Origin of the sequence: Streptomyces sp. HB132, from assembly GCF_016909575.1 — a bacterium.
Taxonomy (GTDB): Bacteria; Actinomycetota; Actinomycetes; order Streptomycetales; family Streptomycetaceae; genus Streptomyces.
The window spans coordinates 190,741-207,146 of the sequence record NZ_JAFBGA010000001.1 but is presented as its reverse complement, the minus strand read 5'-3'; the positions used below and the strand labels follow the sequence as shown (position 1 = coordinate 207,146).

The 16,406-nt window shown below is 73.0% G+C and carries 16 protein-coding genes; 8 read left to right on the top strand and 8 right to left on the bottom strand.

The genetic code is table 11. The annotated features are described in order from the left end of the window. Positions 1–296: 296 nt before the first annotated feature. Positions 297–1,229, bottom strand: a complete 933-nt coding sequence (locus JOC24_RS01075; RefSeq protein WP_205018174.1) for a DUF3027 domain-containing protein — start codon at positions 1,227–1,229, stop codon at positions 297–299. A gap of 453 nt (positions 1,230–1,682) precedes the next feature. Between JOC24_RS01075 and JOC24_RS01070 the strand changes: the two genes are divergently transcribed. Genes JOC24_RS01070 through JOC24_RS01055 form a run of 4 tightly spaced genes read left to right on the top strand, consistent with a single transcriptional unit; the run spans position 1,683 to position 5,248 of the window. Next, positions 1,683–3,116, top strand: coding sequence for an MFS transporter (locus JOC24_RS01070; RefSeq protein WP_205018173.1), 1,434 nt, complete (start codon positions 1,683–1,685; stop codon positions 3,114–3,116). A 27-nt stretch (positions 3,117–3,143) separates the two neighbouring features. After that, positions 3,144–3,626, top strand: a complete 483-nt coding sequence (locus JOC24_RS01065) for a DUF2771 domain-containing protein (protein WP_205018172.1) — start codon at positions 3,144–3,146, stop codon at positions 3,624–3,626. Positions 3,627–3,651: 25 nt separating this feature from the next. Beyond that, complete coding sequence (locus JOC24_RS01060) at positions 3,652–4,371, top strand: futalosine hydrolase (RefSeq protein ID WP_205018171.1); 720 nt, start codon at positions 3,652–3,654, stop codon at positions 4,369–4,371. After that, the gene (locus tag JOC24_RS01055; protein WP_205018170.1) at positions 4,343–5,248 is read left to right on the top strand and encodes a 1,4-dihydroxy-6-naphthoate synthase; all 906 of its coding nucleotides are present in this window, start codon (positions 4,343–4,345) and stop codon (positions 5,246–5,248) included. Before JOC24_RS01060 ends, JOC24_RS01055 begins: the two co-directional genes overlap by 29 nt. Positions 5,249–5,284: 36 nt before the next feature. Here the strand turns inward: JOC24_RS01055 and JOC24_RS33750 are convergent, their stop codons facing one another. After that, positions 5,285–5,668, bottom strand: a complete 384-nt coding sequence (locus JOC24_RS33750) for a cold-shock protein (RefSeq protein WP_205018169.1) — start codon at positions 5,666–5,668, stop codon at positions 5,285–5,287. 165 nt (positions 5,669–5,833) lie between these two features. Here JOC24_RS33750 and JOC24_RS01045 point away from each other — a divergent pair, with 165 nt between their 5' ends. Continuing rightward, positions 5,834–6,070, top strand: coding sequence for a hypothetical protein (locus JOC24_RS01045; protein WP_205018168.1), 237 nt, complete (start codon positions 5,834–5,836; stop codon positions 6,068–6,070). Positions 6,071–6,099: 29 nt separating this feature from the next. On the opposite strand, the gene JOC24_RS01040 is transcribed toward JOC24_RS01045, so the two are convergent. Beyond that, entirely contained in the window at positions 6,100–6,726 is a 627-nt protein-coding gene (locus tag JOC24_RS01040) for an HAD family hydrolase (RefSeq protein ID WP_374104465.1), read from the bottom strand. A 128-nt stretch (positions 6,727–6,854) separates the two neighbouring features. Here JOC24_RS01040 and JOC24_RS01035 point away from each other — a divergent pair, with 128 nt between their 5' ends. Next, the gene (locus JOC24_RS01035; protein WP_205018166.1) at positions 6,855–7,409 is read left to right on the top strand and encodes a hypothetical protein; all 555 of its coding nucleotides are present in this window, start codon (positions 6,855–6,857) and stop codon (positions 7,407–7,409) included. A gap of 156 nt (positions 7,410–7,565) precedes the next feature. Here JOC24_RS01035 and JOC24_RS01030 read toward each other — a convergent pair whose 3' ends face one another. From JOC24_RS01030 to JOC24_RS01020, 3 genes are all read right to left on the bottom strand, one after another. Then, entirely contained in the window at positions 7,566–8,111 is a 546-nt protein-coding gene (locus JOC24_RS01030) for a TetR/AcrR family transcriptional regulator (RefSeq protein WP_205018165.1), read from the bottom strand. 11 nt (positions 8,112–8,122) lie between these two features. Continuing rightward, positions 8,123–8,704: a sugar O-acetyltransferase gene (locus tag JOC24_RS01025; RefSeq protein WP_205018164.1), complete on the bottom strand. Its 582-nt coding sequence runs from the start codon at positions 8,702–8,704 to the stop codon at positions 8,123–8,125. A 69-nt stretch (positions 8,705–8,773) separates the two neighbouring features. Further along, on the bottom strand, positions 8,774–9,994 hold the full coding sequence (locus tag JOC24_RS01020) for a hypothetical protein (RefSeq protein WP_205018163.1): 1,221 nt from the start codon (positions 9,992–9,994) through the stop codon (positions 8,774–8,776). A 64-nt stretch (positions 9,995–10,058) separates the two neighbouring features. On the opposite strand from JOC24_RS01020, the gene JOC24_RS01015 reads away from it, so the two are divergent. Continuing rightward, on the top strand, positions 10,059–12,524 hold the full coding sequence (locus JOC24_RS01015; protein ID WP_205018162.1) for a helicase-associated domain-containing protein: 2,466 nt from the start codon (positions 10,059–10,061) through the stop codon (positions 12,522–12,524). Between the two features lie 75 nt (positions 12,525–12,599). Here JOC24_RS01015 and JOC24_RS01010 read toward each other — a convergent pair whose 3' ends face one another. Further along, positions 12,600–13,385 carry a uracil-DNA glycosylase gene (locus JOC24_RS01010; protein ID WP_205018161.1) on the bottom strand — a complete coding sequence of 262 codons (786 nt, stop codon included), beginning with the start codon at positions 13,383–13,385 and terminating at the stop codon, positions 12,600–12,602. A 105-nt stretch (positions 13,386–13,490) separates the two neighbouring features. Next, the gene (locus JOC24_RS01005) at positions 13,491–14,474 is read right to left on the bottom strand and encodes a GNAT family N-acetyltransferase (RefSeq protein WP_205018160.1); all 984 of its coding nucleotides are present in this window, start codon (positions 14,472–14,474) and stop codon (positions 13,491–13,493) included. A gap of 270 nt (positions 14,475–14,744) precedes the next feature. Between JOC24_RS01005 and JOC24_RS01000 the strand changes: the two genes are divergently transcribed. Continuing rightward, positions 14,745–16,388 carry a DNA repair helicase XPB gene (locus JOC24_RS01000; protein WP_205018159.1) on the top strand — a complete coding sequence of 548 codons (1,644 nt, stop codon included), beginning with the start codon at positions 14,745–14,747 and terminating at the stop codon, positions 16,386–16,388. Positions 16,389–16,406: the final 18 nt, after the last annotated feature.

Genomic DNA, 16,406 nt, shown 5'->3' with positions numbered 1-16,406 from the left:
CGCCCGAAGGTACCGCGACCGGGAGGCCCGTGATCGCCGCCCGCCTCCGGCCCAGGTCAGCGCGGCACATCGCGAGCGCGGCCGGATCAGGCCCGCCCGGCGACCGGGGTGAAGCCGGCGGCCGGGCCGGCCCGGGCACGCGGACATGACCGGGCCCCGCAGCGGCAGGGAAGACGTCCCGGGCGGGCCCACCGACGGGCCGCCCCACCGAACCGCAGCCCCTCAGCGGGAAACCGAGCCCCTCCGGCACCCGGAAGTCCGGGCTGCCGGACCTCCGGGCCCTGCGGCAGGGGGCGTCAGGAGTGGCCCAGGTCCTCCGTCGATCCGTCCGGCTGGACCAGGACCGAGCCGGAGTCCTCGGCCGGGCGCAGTGGATAGTCGTCGACCTGGAGCGTGTCCAGCGCGTGCGGCGTCGGCTTCGGCGGCTTCGGCATGACCGCCGCCTCGGAGTGCCCCCCACAGCCGTACGACAGGGAGACGACCCGGCCGTCCGCGGGGGCGAACTCGTTCGCGCAGACTCCGAAGGCCTGCTTCAGCGAGCCCGCCATCGGCACCAGGAACGCGCAGGTGACGCACGACGCGGGCGCGGCCTGCGCCATGGGCGTCTTCGCGCCGAACTCCTCGTCCCACCGGTCGGCCGCCTGCCGCAGTCCGTACCGGGACAGCACCCGCGCCCGGCGCGTTCCGAGCTCGTCCGCGACCGCGGCGATCGAACCGCGGCTCGTCCCGGGAGGCGGCGTCAGCTCCGCGTCCTCCGCGTCGGCGAGGGCGGCGAGCTCCTCGGACACCTCGGAGACGGCGGAGTTCGGCAGGGGCTCGTCCTCGCCCGTCCAGCCGGGCTCCAGGCGCGGGTCCTCCGCCTCGGTGGGCAGCAGGTCGCCGGGGCCCATGTCGCCGGGGCGCAGCCGTTCGCTCCAGGGCACCCACTCGGGGGCGAGGAGCGCGTCGGATCCGGGCAGCAGCACCGTTTCGTCAAGGGTGACGTTCTTGGCGCGCGAGGCCCTGGCGACCGTCACCGCCCAGCGCCAGCCCCGGTAGCCGGGTTCCTTGGCCTCGAAGTAGTGCGTGACGACCCGGTCCCCCTCGGAGACCAGCGCCACGTGCTCACCCACCACTCCTGGCGCGGCGGCCTCCTCGGCCGCAGCGCGTGCGAGGTCTACCGCCTCGGCGCACAGACGGTCAGGGGCGGGGGTACGGGCCGTACGGCTTCGCGTCGTCGCAGCACTCACAGGTCTCGCTTCTCTCCATACGCCGTCTCACGAGCGCGCCAGCAGCTCCATCGATGTCCGATTTTCGGCCATGACAGTTGTGGGCGGAGCGGACCTGGGGGCCGCGTCGACGTCCACACCCGTTGTGCCTGCCTCGGGCGCGCCTTCTGCCACCCATTCTGCGGGATCGCGGAGAGGCGCGCGGCCAAGAACAACCGCCGGTGGCGCGTGAGTGCACGCTACCCTCTCCGCCGCCCCGCGCCCACATGCCCGTCCCAAACTGGACCGGAACCCTTGTGGATCAGCTGACGGAGCACCGGCGCACCTAGCCCGGTTCGTCCGGGATCGGCGGTGTGTCCCGGCCGCTTCCCGGCCGTTTCCCCGCCGTGGAGGACTCACCCGACGGAGCGGCAGCCGCCACGCCCCGGCTCGATCATGGGTTCATGACAGCGGGGGGTGGGGCACTATGACCACGTGGCTGCCGCCAGGTCGTCCGACGGATCCGGTCCGCTCCGCAGGGCGGGCCGGGCGATGGGCCGCGCCCTGCGCGCCCCCTTCACCGGCACCGCGCGCGGCATCCGCAAGGCGACCCACGCCCACGGCGCGGGCGAGTCGGGCCTCGGCAAGCTGATCGAGCTCCACGCGGTCAACGGCGCCGGTGACGTCATGATCACCGTCGCACTCGCCTCGACGGTGTTCTTCTCCGTACCGACGGACGAGGCCCGCGGACGCGTCGCCCTCTACCTCGCCGTCACGATGGCCCCCTTCACACTGCTCGCCCCGGTGGTCGGCCCCCTCCTGGACCGTCTGCCGCACGGCCGCCGCGCCGCGATGGCCGGTGCGATGTTCGCCCGGGCGGTGCTCGCGATCACGATGTCGGGTGCGGTGGCCACGGGCGGCCTGGAGCTCTATCCGGCGGCGCTCGGCGTCCTGGTCTGCTCGAAGGCGTACGGAGTGGTGCGCAGCGCCGTAGTGCCCCGTCTCCTGCCACCCCGCTTCTCCCTGGTGAAGGCCAATTCGCGGGTCACCCTGGCCGGGCTGCTCGCCACGGGCGTGGCGGCACCGATAGGAGCGGGGCTGCAGAGCATCGGATCGGCCTGGCCGCTCTACGGCGCCTGTGCGATCTTCCTCGGCGGGACCGTCCTCGCCTTCACGCTGCCGCACAAGGTCGACTCCGCGAAGGGCGAGCGCAAGGCCCGTCTCGTCGTTCCCCACGAGGAGACGGCCCGCCCGGTCGCCACCGGCGCCGGGACCAAGGGCGGCCGGAGCGGCAGCACGAGGATCGGCAGGAGGGGCGGGCGGGAGAAACCGCCGGGGCTGCGGTCCGTCGGACCGTCCGTCCTGCACGGCCTCCAGGCCAACGCCGCGCACCGCGCGCTCTCCGGCTTCCTCATCTTCTTCCTGGCGTTCCTGCTTCGCGAGCACCCATTGGCCGGGCAGAGCGCCGCCGTCTCCCTCGGCATCGTCGGCGTCGCGGCCGGCACCGGCAACGCCTGCGGCACGGCGGTGGGCTCCTGGCTCAGGGCACGCGGCCCCGAGGTGATCGTGGCGACGGTGCTGGGACTCGCCCTGGGGGTCGCGGTGCTGGCCGCGGTGTTCTTCAGCACGCTGATGGTCGCCGCGCTCGCCGCGGTCGCCGGTTTCACCCAGGCGCTGTCGAAGCTGTCGCTGGACGCGATGATCCAGCGCGATGTGCCGGAGGAGGTGCGTACCTCGGCCTTCGCACGGTCGGAGACGCTGCTCCAGATGTCCTGGGTGGTCGGCGGCGCGATCGGGATCGCGCTCCCCCTCAACGGAGTACTCGGCATGTCCGTAGCCGCCGGGCTCCTCGCCCTCGGCGCGGCCGCCTCCGTACGGGGCCTCCTGGGGGCCGCACGGCGCGGCTCACCGCACCCCCGCGTGGCATGAGCGGCACCGACCGATAACCTTCGGCGCATGACCGTTGCGTTCTTCTCCGGTAAGGGCCGTCGAATCGGCGTCGCTCTTGGTGCCGTGTCCGCGGGACTTCTCGTCCTGTCCGCCTGCGACAAACCGACGCCGCTCGCCACCGTGACGGTCGGCGACAACTCGGTGAGCTCCGAGGCCGCCTGCTACAACGACGGCAACGCCCTCAAGGAGTCCGAGATCCAGGGCTGCCTGAACAAGAAGGCGGACAAGTCCGTCAAGGTCGCCATGGACGACAAGGTCCGCTTCGGCGTCGACCCCGAGGTCGCGGACAACGGCTGGTCCCTGTTCATCAACGGCCAGCAGGCCGAGCAGGAGCCGTACAAGCGGACCTACCGGTCGATCCCCGGCAGCGCCTTCTTCGCCAGCCAGACGGGCGAGACCACGGCGGACAAGACGCAGGTCAGCATCGTCGAGACCAAGGGCCAGAAGCTCACGGGCATCTGGCACTTCCAGCTCACGAAGACGTCCTGACCCTCTGACCCCGAGGACCTCCGCCGTGCGGATGCTTGTCGTGACCGCTGTCCCGGCCGAACGGGACGCGGTCACGCGTGCGTTCGGGGGTGAGCCGCGGATACGTGAGGTGCCGGGCGCCGAGCTGCACCGGGCCGGCCCCTTCGACGTCCTCTCGGGCGGCGCCGGACCGGCCGCCGCAGCCGCCGCCACCGCCTTCGCCCTGGCCGCCGCGCCCGCCTCGACCCCCTACTCGCTGGTCGTCTCGGCCGGCATCGGCGGCGGGTTCGCACCCGCCGCGCCCGTCGGCTCCCTCGTCGTGGCGACGAACATCGTCGCCGCGGACCTGGGCGCCGAGACCCCGGACGGATTCGTGCCCGTCACCGGTCTCGGCTTCGGCAGGGACGCCTTCGCACCGCCCGGAGACCTCGTACGGGACGTGGCGCAGGCCACCGGAGCGGTGCGGGGCACGGTCCTCACCGTCTCCACCGTGACCGGCAGCGCTGCCCGCACCGCCGAGCTGCTGGCCGCACACCCCGGAGCCGTCGCCGAGGCCATGGAGGGCTTCGGCGTCGCGGAGGCCGCCGACCGGTTCGGCGTGCCGGCGCTGGAGCTCCGGGCCGTATCGAACACCGTGGGGCCGCGCGACCGCGAGGCCTGGCGCATCGGCGACGCCCTGACGGCGCTCACCGAGGCGTTCGGGAAGACCGCACCCGTAGTTGAAAGTTGGACCCGGCATGACCGACTCGACCGACACCGTGACTGACACCGCCACCGACTCCGCGGGCGCACCGCTCCCCGCGCTGCGGATCGCCTTCTCGCCGTGTCCGAACGACACCTTCGTCTTCGACTCCTGGGCGCACGGAAGGGTCCCCGGCGCGCCCGCCCTCGACGTCACCTTCGCCGACATCGACCTCACCAACGGCATGGCCGAGCGCGGCGAGTTCGACGTGCTGAAGGTCTCCTACGCCGTCCTGCCCTGGGTGCTGGAGGAGTACGCGCTGCTGCCGTGCGGCGGAGCCCTCGGGCGTGGCTGCGGGCCGCTGGTCCTCACCAAGGAGGCGGGCGCGGACCTGACGGGGAAGACCGTCGCCGTGCCGAGCGAGCGCTCCACCGCCTATCTGCTCTTCCGGCTGTGGGCTGCCGAGGTCGTGCCCGGCGGAGTGGGCGGGATCGTCGTCATGCCGTTCGACGAGATCATGCCCGCGGTGCGCGACGGCCGGGTGGACGCCGGGCTCGTGATCCACGAGGCACGCTTCACCTACCGGAACTACGGCCTGCACAGCCTCGCAGACATGGGCGAGCACTGGGAGCAGACCACCGGCCTGCCGATCCCGCTCGGCGCCATCATCGCCAAGCGCTCGCTGGGCGAGGAGACGCTGAACCGGCTGTCGGAATCGATCCGCACGTCGGTGCGGATGGCCTGGGACGACCCGGAGCGCTCACGTCCCTACGTCCTGGAGCACGCCCAGGAGATGGACCCGGCCGTGGCCGACCAGCACATCGGGCTCTACGTGAACGAGTTCACCGCCGACCTCGGCGAGCACGGCTACGCGGCCGTCCGCGGCCTGCTGACCCGGGCGGCGGCCGAAGGGCTCGTCCCGGCACTCGCCCCGGACGCGCTGGCGTTCACCGCACGCTGACGGCGTGGGCCGGGCCTCGCGGGCCCGGCCCGGCCGTCACACGTCGAGCTGGTCGGCGACCGCCCTCAGCAGGCCGGCGACCTTCGCGCCCGCGGCCTTGTCGGGGTATCGGCCCCGCTCCAGCATGGGCGTGATGTTCTCCAGGACCGTCGTCAGGTCCTGCACGATCGACGCCAGCTCGTCCGGCCTGCGCCGCTGAGCGGCGGCGACGGACGGCGTGGGGTCGAGGACCACCACGGAGAGGGCCTGATCACCACGCTGGCCCGCGACCACACCGAATTCGACGCGCTGACCGGGCTTGAGGGCCTCGACGCCGTCGGGAAGTACTGAGGAGTGGACGAAGACGTCGGCGCCGTCGTCGCGCGAAAGAAAGCCGAAGCCCTTTTCCGAATTGAACCATTTGACCTTACCCGTGGGCACGTCTGTCCTCGTCCTCGTACTCGTCGGTGCGCGGGAGAGCCGCGAAACGGCTCCGGATAGCAGTACAGCGGGTCCTGGACCCGCCAAGTCCCAGGCTAATGGCCCAGAGGCCGGACACAAGACGTCGCCGAATGGTTCCGCCGAGCTGGGAACTACCCTTGCCGGGTGAGTACTACTCCTTCCGGCGCAGGCGACCGGCTCGTACAGGTCGGCGCGATCGTCTTCTTCCTCGGCGCGCTGGCCACCCTGGTCACCGTGGCTCCGCTGTTCCTGGGCACCGAACCGTTCCCGTCCATCGCCTACGCGGTGTGCATGCTGATGGGTCTGGGCTTCCTGATCGCGGCGGCGGGGGTGGTCCGCTCGGTGTGGAAGAACTCCCCGAAGCGCGCCGCCGCGAGGTAGCGGAAGGGCCCGGCCTCGCGCCCGGGGAGTCAGGCCGCCGCGACGGTGCTCAGCCAGGCGGGGAACGCCGTGAGGTCCGGAAGGATCACGTCGGCTCCGGCCGCGCGGAGCTCCTCCTCATCGCACGGCCCGGTGGTGACACCCACCGACAGGGCGTTGGCCGCGCGGGCCCCCCGTACGTCACCGGTGTGGTCGCCGACGTAGATCCGCGCGCCGTGCTCCAGGAGCGCCTCCGCCTTGCCCTCGGCCCAGAGCCCGCCGATCAGCACGTCCGTCGCGATGCCGAGGTGCGCGAGGTGGAGCTTGGCGTTCGGCTCGTACTTGGCGGTGACGACCATCGCCCGCCCGCCGAGCGCCTGAACGGCCTCCACGGCCTCCCGGGCGCCGGGGAGCGCGGTCGTCGGCGTGATCGCCGTGTCCGGGTAGATGGCGCGGTACCGGTCGCACGCAGCGGCGATCGCGTCGGCCGGGAACCAGTTGACCATCTCGTCCTCGAGCGGCGGGCCGAGCCGGCTGACCACCAGATCCGTGTCGATGTACACACCCGTCTCGGCGGCCAGTGCCTCGTAGGCGGCCTTGATGCCGGGCCGGGAGTCGATGAGCGTCATGTCGAGGTCGAAACCGACCGTCAAGGTGTGTGTGGGCATAGCACCCATTGTGCCGACCTCCCCGGTCATGACGTCGGGCCCGTCCGTCACCGGCTGCGGCGAGGGGCCCGAGGGCTCCGGACCGCTCCACGGCGTGCAGGATCACAGCACCCATCCGCTCCTGCCCAGGACGAGAGTTGACCCCGTACTCCCTGGCGTTCTACGTCGACACCGTCACCACCGGCACCGTGCTCGGCCTCCGACCTGACGACTCCCCGGGCCGGGTCGCCGCGGTGCTGGGGACGGACTTCGCCGAGAACGCCTTCGGCAAGGAGGCGATGCTCCGCGACCACGGCCTGGCGGAGTTCCACTTCCACCGTACGAGCGCCCGCGACCCGTGGGCGGGACACCACTTCAGCCTCCAGGTGCACCGGCTCGCCCGCCGTGACCGTACGATCCCGGGCGAGGTGCTCCGCGCCCGCTACGGGCGCTTCGCCACCCGGCTCCGGTTCGAGAAGCTGCGGCGCCTCCTGCACCGTCGCGGTGTCCCTCTGCTGGAGATCCCGGAGTACGCGGGGAACGCTCCGTACTACCGCACCTTCTGGCAGCCCGGATCGCGGACAGCCGTCTCCTTCGTCGCGACCCACGGCGAGTACAGCACGCCGGGCAGTCTGCGGGTCGGCGACGTGTACCGGATCCACGCGCCCGTGACCGCCGAGGAGGTGCGACTGCGCAGGGAACGGGCCCGCTGACGCGGGCCTTCGTGGGCACCCCCGGGCCCTTCCGGGCCTGCGGGGCACCCCAGGCCTGCGGGGCGCGGTGTCAGGTCCGCGCCCCGCAGGCGGTTCGGGGGTGTGCACGGTTCCGGTGTCCGCCCGTGCACGCTTCCGGCGCTCCGTACCCGCGCCTCAGGCGCCGGACGTCATCCGTCGTACCGCCAGCCGCGTCAGCTCACGGCTCTGCGGCTCGGTGTCCAGGGACCGGTGCAGGGCCAGCCCCTCGATCAGCGCGTCCAGCTGGCGGGCGGTGTCCGGTTCGAAGTGCTGCTCCAGCAGACGGCGGCTGCGGTTCATCCAGGCGTGGGTGAGTTCTCGGTACTCGTCACGCCGCGCGGCGAGCGTGTAGAGCTCCTGGGTGAGGACGAGGTCCCGGCGGGGCCCCTCGGAGAGCACGTGGATCAGGTCGGTGACGGCCTCCCGGGCCTCGTCGGGCGTGCCGGCCCGTCCCAGGTACAGCTCGAAGACGGCCACGATGTGGTCGGCGAAGAGCGTGAAGGCCTCGCGCAGCAGATCGTCGATGCCGCTGAAGTGATACGTCATCGAGCCCAGCGGCACACCGGCCCGCCCGGCGACCTTGCGGTGGGAGACGCCGACCACGCCCTCCTCGGCGATGTGGTCGAGCGTGGCCGCGAGGATGCGCTCGCGGCGCTGCGGATCCGTGCGTCCGGTGGCCATGGGGCGGCCGGTCAGACGCTGCGGACGACGCGGGCGGGGTTGCCCACCGCGACGACGCCGGCGGGGATGTCCTTCGTGACCACGGCGCCCGCACCGATCACGGAGTCGTCCCCGATGGTCACCCCGGGGCACACGATGACGCCGCCGCCGAGCCAGACGTTGTCACCGATGGTGATGGGGAGCGCGGCCTCCAGCTTGTCCCGGCGCGGGCCCGGCTCCACGGGGTGGGTGGGCGTGAGGAGCTGGACGTTGGGGCCGATCTGGCAGTCCTCACCGATGGTGATGCGCGCGACGTCCAGCGCGGTGAGGTGGTAGTTGACGAACGTGCGGGCGCCGATGCTGATGTTGCTGCCGTAGTCGACGTAGAGCGGCGGGCGCAGGTCCACGCCCTCGCCCACGGAGTCCAGTAGCTCGGCCAGGATCGTACGGGCGGCACCGGAGTCCTCGGCGCAGGCGTCCTGGTAGCGCGACGCGAGGCGCACCGCCCGCTGCTGCCTCCGGGAGATCTCCGGATCGTCGGCGACGTAGAGGTCACCGGCGAGCATGCGCTCGTGGTTGGTGCGCGGATCGTTGGCGAAGTAGTCCGTCGGCATGCGTACGATCGTACACCTTGAAAGTGTACGAACGTACGCTCTATGCCCGCACCAGCCTGCGGGCGGGGCTCATCCCCGCAGCCTGCGTGCCCGCCACACCAGATACATCGCCGAGGCCACCGCCGCCACCCGCACCACCACGGGCCACACGTCCGTCATCGCGTCGCCCACCGCGTCCTCTGCGAGGGGCTCGCCCCAGCGGCCGTCCATGCGCCCCCACACCCAGACGAAGGCCCCCGCCACGACCACGCCCGGCAGGCCCATCGCGACCCACTTGGCCTCCGCGCGCGAGAACTTCCGTGAGCTGTAGGCCAGCAGCCAGCCACCCGCGAGCGCCAGCCACGACCCGAGTACGGCTCCGGCCACCAGCAGGGCGGCGGCCAGCAGCAGCAGCGGGTTCGAGAGACGCGGCCGTGCGGCCGCCTCGGCGTCCGCGACGGCCCGCCGCGGACGCAGTCGCAGCCGCCTCCGGGGACGGGGCAGCGCAGCCGGTACGGCCTCCTTCCCGCCTGCCGCCTCGCCGGACTCCTCCTCGCCCTCCGGGGCGCGGGGCCCGGGGGGCTTCGGTGCGCCCGGGGTCCCAGGGCCGCGCGGGGCCTTCGACGTGCCGGGCAGCCCGAACAGCTCCGGGCTCTCCAGCCCGCCCACGAACCCCGGAACGGCCGTGCCCGGACCCATGGGCCCCTGCGCACCCTGCGCGCCCTCACCGAACGGCCCGGGCTCGATCCGCCACCACTCGGGCTCACCCTCGGAGGGCTCACCCACGGCCGGGGCCTGGCCGAGGCCCGCCATGTGCGGAGCGGACGCCGACGGCCAGCCGGAGCCGGGCCCCGTCGTCGCGTCGGACGACGCGCCCTCGGACGACGCGCCCTCGGGTGCTGCCCGCTCGGGCACGGCTCCCTTGCCCGACGCGCCTTTACCCGACGCACCCTTGCCCGACGCGCCCTTGCCCGACGCGTCTTTCCGGAGCACTCCCCGCCGCGCCCGTGGCACCCCGCGCGGGCGTGCGGCGTCCGTCGCCGCGTCCGCCCGGGGCGACGGCAGCGACACCGCTCCGTCGCCCGACTCGCCAGCCGCGGCGACGAGTTCGTCCGGTGCTCCGAGCCTGCCGATGATGCGCCGGACCACGGCCGGAGAGTCCGAACCGTCGGTGCCGCGCTGCCGGTCGATCTCGCCCCGCAGTGTCGCGACGAGCCTCATCCGGGCCCCCGAGGACAGCTGTTGCTGCTGCGCCAGGTCACCGACCCGGCTGAGGTAGTCGTAGACGAGCTGGTCGCTCTCGATCCCCACGCGCTGGTTCTCCCTCCACACGCCCTGCCCCGACGGTAGCGTTCCAGGGGCTACCGTGGGACGGATGGGGACGACCACACCACCGCGCACGCTCGCCGAGGCTCTGCGCGCCCGGGGCGACGAATCGCTGGCGGGGCTGCTGCGTGCCCGCCCCGACCTGCTGAGCCCCGTGCCGAACGACATCACCCAGCTGGCGACCCGGGCCGGCACACGGGCCTCCGTCGTCCGCGCGCTGGAACACCTCGACCGCTTCGCCCTGCAGACCGCGGAGGCGCTGGCCGTGGCGCCGGATCCGGCTCCGTACGACACGCTGCTCGCGCTCCTCACCGGTGACGGCCACGACGACGGGGACGGCCGCGACGACGCGGGCGCGGCGATCACCGCCGCGCTGCCCGCCGCCCTCACGACCCTGCGCGAACAGGCCCTGGTCTGGGGCGAGGACCAGCGGCTGCATCTCGTACGCACCGCACGCGAGCTGCTCGCCCCGTCCCCGCAGCACCCCTCCCCCACCGGTCTCGGCCCGACCGTCGCCGAGGCGACAGCCGGCATGTCGCCGGGCCGCCTTCAGGAGATCCTGACCACCGCCGGGCTGCCCGGCACCCATGACCCGGTCTCCGCCGTCGCGTCGCTGGCCGGTCTCTTCACGGACCGGACCAGGATGGCCGAACTGCTGGACACCGCCCCGGCCGAGGCGCTGTCCGTGCTCGACCGGCTGGTCTGGGGACCGCCGTACGGCGAGCTCACCCCGAATCCCGCCCCGCCCGTGCAATGGCTGCGCGACCGCGGGCTGTTGCTGCCCGTTTCGACGCGCACCGTCGTCCTGCCCCGTGAGGCGGCGCTGCACCTGCGGGCCGGCCGCGCGCACCGCGTTCCCGAACCCGTGGCACCGGAGCTCGTGGCGGCGGCCGAGCGCGATCCCCAGGCCGTGGACAGAGCGGCGGCGGGCCAGGGCTTCATGGCGTTGTCGACCGTCGAGGAACTCCTGAAGCTCTGGAACAACGGCGGCCCGGCCATCCTCCGCGCGGGCGGCCTCAGCGTGCGCGAGCTGAAGCGTGCCGCCGTCGCGCTCGACTCCCCGGAGCCTGTTGCCGCCTTCTGGATCGAACTCGCCTACGCGGCGGGCCTGCTGGCCTCCGACGGCGAGACCGACGAACGGTATGCGCCGACCCCCGCGTCCGACGAGTGGCTGGACCTGCCCGCCCAGGACCGCTGGACCCACCTCGCCACCGCCTGGCTCGCGGCCACCCGCACCGCGGGTCTGATCGGCGGCCAGGACTCCAAGGGCCGGGCCCTGTCCACGCTCGGCTCCGATCTGGACCGTTCGGCCGCGCCCGAGGTACGCCGACGGGTCCTGACCCTGTTCGCCTCGCTCCCGCCGGGCACCGCCCCCGACCCGCAGACACTGCTCGCCCGGCTCCGCTGGGAACGGCCGGTACGTACCCCGGGGCCGGGTGGGCAGGCAGCCCCGGGCGACGCCTCCGACCTTCGCTCCCGGATCGCCCTGTGGACGGTCAACGAGGCGGAGCTGCTCGGCATCACCGGCCGAGGGGCCCTCTCCTCCCAGGCCCGCGCCCTGCTCGAGGAGGGCCCCGCCCCGGCCGCCGCCCGCCTCGCCCCGCTGATCCCCGAACCCCTGGACCACGTACTGCTCCAGGCCGACCTGACGGCGGTCGCCCCCGGCCCGCTGGAACGCCCGCTGGCCGAGATGCTCTCGGTGCTCGCCGACGTCGAGTCCAAGGGCGGGGCGACCGTCTACCGCTTCACCCCCGGCTCCGTACGCCGCGCGCTCGACGCGGGGCAGGCCGCCACCGACCTGCACGCCTTCCTCGCCACCCACAGCCGCACACCGGTGCCGCAGCCGCTGAGCTACCTCATCGACGACGTGGCGCGCCGCCACGGCCACCTCCGGATCGGCGCCGCCTCCGCCTACGTACGGTGCGACGACGAGGCCGTGCTCAACGAGATCCTGGCCGACAAGCGCTCGGCCCCCCTGCGGCTGCGCCGGCTGGCGCCGACCGTCCTGGCCACGCAGGCCGACCCCGGGTCGCTCCTCGACGGGCTGCGCGAGATGGGGTACGCCCCGGCCGCCGAGTCCGCGGAGGGCGACGTCCTGATCACCCGCGCCGGCGCCCGCCGCACCCCGCCCCGTACGCCGCCCGTCCCCGTCCCCGAGGGCCCGCCGGTCCCCGACGCCACCCTCCTAGCCGCCGCGGTCCGCGCCGTCCGGGCCGGGGACACGGCCGCCAGAGCGGTCCAGCGGGACGCCCCGGACACCGCGACGTCGGGCTCCCTCCCCCGCACCACCCCCGCGGAGACCCTGGTCACCGTGCAGGCAGCCGCCATGACGGGCTCGGCGGTCTGGATCGGCTACGTCAACGCCGACGGCGCGGCCAGCCAGCGGGTGATCGCCCCGGTCAAGGTGGAGGGCGGCTTCGTGACGGCGTACGACCACACGGCCGACGAGGTCCGGACGTATCCGCTGCACCGGATCACCGGCGTCGCGGAGCTCGCCGACGAGCAGCAGACCTGACCCCGGGAGTCCTGCCGACGCGACCTCCCTCTCCCCCGACCGTTCCTGACCACCGGTCGGCCCGGGGAACCCCCGTCAGGGCACCGGGATGCCGCCGAGGGCCGCCGCCTCACGGAGCACGTCGATGAGCATCGGCATGGTGAGCCGGCCCGTGAACGTGTTGCGCTGACTCGGGTGGTAGCTGCCCAGCAGGTGCAACTCCTGCCCGCCCTCCGTGGCGGGCAGCACGACGTGCGCGCCGTGGCCGAAGGCGGGACGCGGGCGCGGCACGTGCCGGCCCGCCTCCACCAGCGCGGGGAGCAGGGCCTGCCAGCCGAACCCGCCGAGCACCACCACCGCGCGCAGCCCCGGGCTCAGCAGGTCCAGTTCGGCGGCCAGCCACGGACGGCAGGTGTCGCGTTCCCCCGGGGTGGGCCTGTTCGCCGGGGGCGCGCAGTGCACCGGGGAGGTGAGCCGCACACCGTGCAGGGTGAGCCCGTCCCCGGTGTGCTCCGAGGTCGGTTGCGAGGCCAGGCCCACGGCGTGCAGGGCGGCGAAGAGGAAGTCGCCGGCCGCGTCGCCCGTGAACATCCGGCCCGTCCGGTTGCCCCCGTGCGCGGCGGGCGCGAGCCCCACCACCGCCACCGCCGCGTCCGAGGGCCCGAACCCGGGCACGGGCCGCCCCCAGTAGTCCTGGTCCTGGAAGGCCGCGCGCTTGACCGCCGCGGCCTCCTCCCGCCAGGCCACCAGCCGGGGACAGGCGCGGCACCCCGTGAGGAGCGCGTCCAGCTCACCGAGCCCGGCGCACCGGGGCGCGTGGTGCGCCGGGAACTCCCGGTCACCTGGGCCCGGCACCGCACCCCCCGGCTCCGTGTCGTCCATCCCCTCACGCTACGGGCTCGACGGGCTCGTCCTCGCGGTCCGCCACGGCCGCCGGGGTGCGGACGAGCGGCCGCCGGAGACGGCCGCTGTCGGACGTCCGCCCGGTCAGGGCCAGAGGAACATGACCAGCAGCACGGCCCAGCACGCGCCGACCAGGGACGGCAGGGCGATCATGATCATGCCGGTGGGGGAACTGCGCAGCCAGCCCATGCCGGCGTCACCGGCCTCCCTGCCGACTATGCGCTGACCTCCGTGCCAGGCCATGTACTCCTCCAGTTCCATGGCCGCGCGCTTGCGGCTCAGGAGGTAGCGGCGGCCGAAGCGCAGCATCTGGGAGAAGGCGAGGGACGTCAGCAGTCCGATGACGGCGATGATCACCCCGAGGCCCGTCGCGTAGTTCTCGGCCTCGTTCTCCTTGCCCAGGGTCACCGCGAGCCCCGCCGCCAGGGCGGCGGTGATGTAGAAGAAGTTGTTCAGCTTGTGCCAGTTGGTGGTGTCCTCGTGCTTGTAGAGGTCCACCGCTATCGCGTACTGGGCCTGCAGCATCGGCTCCCTGGGCTTGCGCCACACCCAGACCATGCGCCGGCGGCCGTCGGGCGGGGTGAGCCGGGTCAGCTCCTCGAACCCCAGCTTGCGGTGAAAACCGGTCGACGCGGTGTTCGGCGGCTCACAGACCACCGCGGCGATCACCGGTGAGCTCTGCCACTGCTGGAGGACGTGGTGGTAGAGGAGCGAGGCCACCCCCTGTCTGGCCGTCTCCCGGGCCACACAGATCTGCTTGATCACCAGGAAGTGGCCCAGGGCCGTCTTGATCCGGTTGTTCAGCCACTCGTCGGCTTCCACCTGGGTGTCGCTGTACGCCATCAGGAAACCCAGGACGTCTGATCCCTTGACCGCGACCCAGAAGTGCTCAGCGCCGGTCAGGCGCTGTCTGTAGACATCCTCGGTGAACGCCGAGACCAGGAATCCGTCCCGGCCGGCGGCCGGATCGCCCGGAACCAGCGTGCGCGACTCCGCTAACTCGACGATCGCGTCCAGGTGCTCCTCGGACGCCCGCACGATCTCGATGCGCTGCTCGACCCCCGTCATCCCACTCCATCCGCCGGTCCGCCCCCGCGAGGACGGACGTCGTCGCACCATGACGTACGTCACAGGCGGTCCAACGATACGTACGCCCGGTGCCGGCATCCAGAGCCCCCGATCACGCACCGGACACCCGCACTCCTCACCGGCGGCGTCCGGACGACGACGGGGTACGAAGCGCGCACGGGCCCAGCCCGTTCGCGGCCGATGCGGCACACTGGACGTTTGACCGTTCGCACCCGGGCGGCCACCCCACGCCGGAAAGGGCCGACGCGCGTGACCGGACCCCTCATCGTCCAGAGCGACAAGACGCTGCTCCTCGAAGTCGACCACGAGCAGGCCGAGGCCTGCCGCCGTGTCATCGCACCCTTCGCCGAGCTGGAGCGTGCCCCCGAGCACATCCACACCTACCGCGTGACCCCGCTCGGCCTGTGGAACGCCCGCGCCGCGGGCCACGACGCCGAGCAGGTCGTGGACGCGCTCGTGGAGTACTCGCGCTACCCCGTGCCGCACGCCCTCCTCGTCGACATCGCCGAGACGATGGCGCGGTACGGCCGTCTCACCCTGTCCAAGCACCCGGTCCACGGGCTGGTGCTGACCTCGAACGACCGACCGGTGCTGGAGGAGATCCTCCGCTCGAAGAAGGTCCAGCCGCTCGTGGGGGCGCGCCTCGACCCGGACACCGTGGCCGTGCACCCCTCCGAGCGCGGCCAGATCAAGCAGACTCTGCTGAAGCTGGGCTGGCCGGCCGAGGACCTCGCCGGTTACGTCGACGGCGAGGCGCACCCGATCGAGCTCGACCAGGACGGCTGGGCACTGCGCCCGTACCAGAGGCAGGCCGTCGACGGGTTCTGGCACGGCGGCTCCGGCGTCGTCGTCCTCCCCTGCGGCGCGGGCAAGACGCTGGTCGGAGCCGGTGCCATGGCCGAGGCCAAGGCGACCACGCTGATCCTGGTCACCAACACCGTCTCCGCCCGGCAGTGGAAGCACGAACTGGTGAAGCGGACCTCGCTGACCGAGGACGAGATCGGCGAGTACAGCGGGACCCGCAAGGAGATCCGGCCCGTCACCATCGCCACCTACCAGGTGCTGACCACCCGCCGTAAGGGCATCTACCCGCACCTGGAGCTGTTCGACTCCCGCGACTGGGGGCTCGTGATCTACGACGAGGTGCACCTGCTGCCCGCGCCCGTCTTCAAGTTCACCGCCGACCTCCAGGCCCGCCGCCGCCTCGGACTCACCGCGACGCTGGTGCGCGAGGACGGGCGCGAGTCGGACGTCTTCTCGCTCATCGGGCCCAAGCGGTTCGACGCACCGTGGAAGGAGATCGAGGCGCAGGGCTACATCGCGCCCGCCGACTGCGTCGAGGTCCGCGTGAACCTCACGGACTCGGAGCGCCTCGCCTACGCGACGGCCGAGGCCGAGGAGAAGTACCGGTTCTGCGCGACGACCGACACGAAGCGCAAGGTCACCGAGGCGCTCGTACGCAAGCACCAGGGGGAGCAGACCCTCGTCATCGGGCAGTACATCGACCAGCTCGACGAGCTCGGCGAACACCTGAACGCCCCGGTGATCAAGGGCGAGACCAGCAACGCGCAGCGGGAGAAGCTGTTCGGCGCGTTCCGCGAGGGCGAGATCAGCGTGCTGGTCGTGTCGAAGGTCGCGAACTTCTCGATCGACCTTCCGGAGGCGACGGTCGCCATCCAGGTGTCCGGGACGTTCGGTTCGCGCCAGGAGGAGGCCCAGCGGCTCGGCCGGGTGCTGCGGCCGAAGGCGGACGGGCACGAGGCGCGGTTCTACTCGGTGGTCGCCCGCGACACCATCGACCAGGACTTCGCGGCGCACCGCCAGCGGTTCCTGGCCGAGCAGGGGTACGCGTACCGGATCGTCGACGCGGACGAGCTGCTGACGGAGAGCTGACGGGGCCACGGGCGGGGC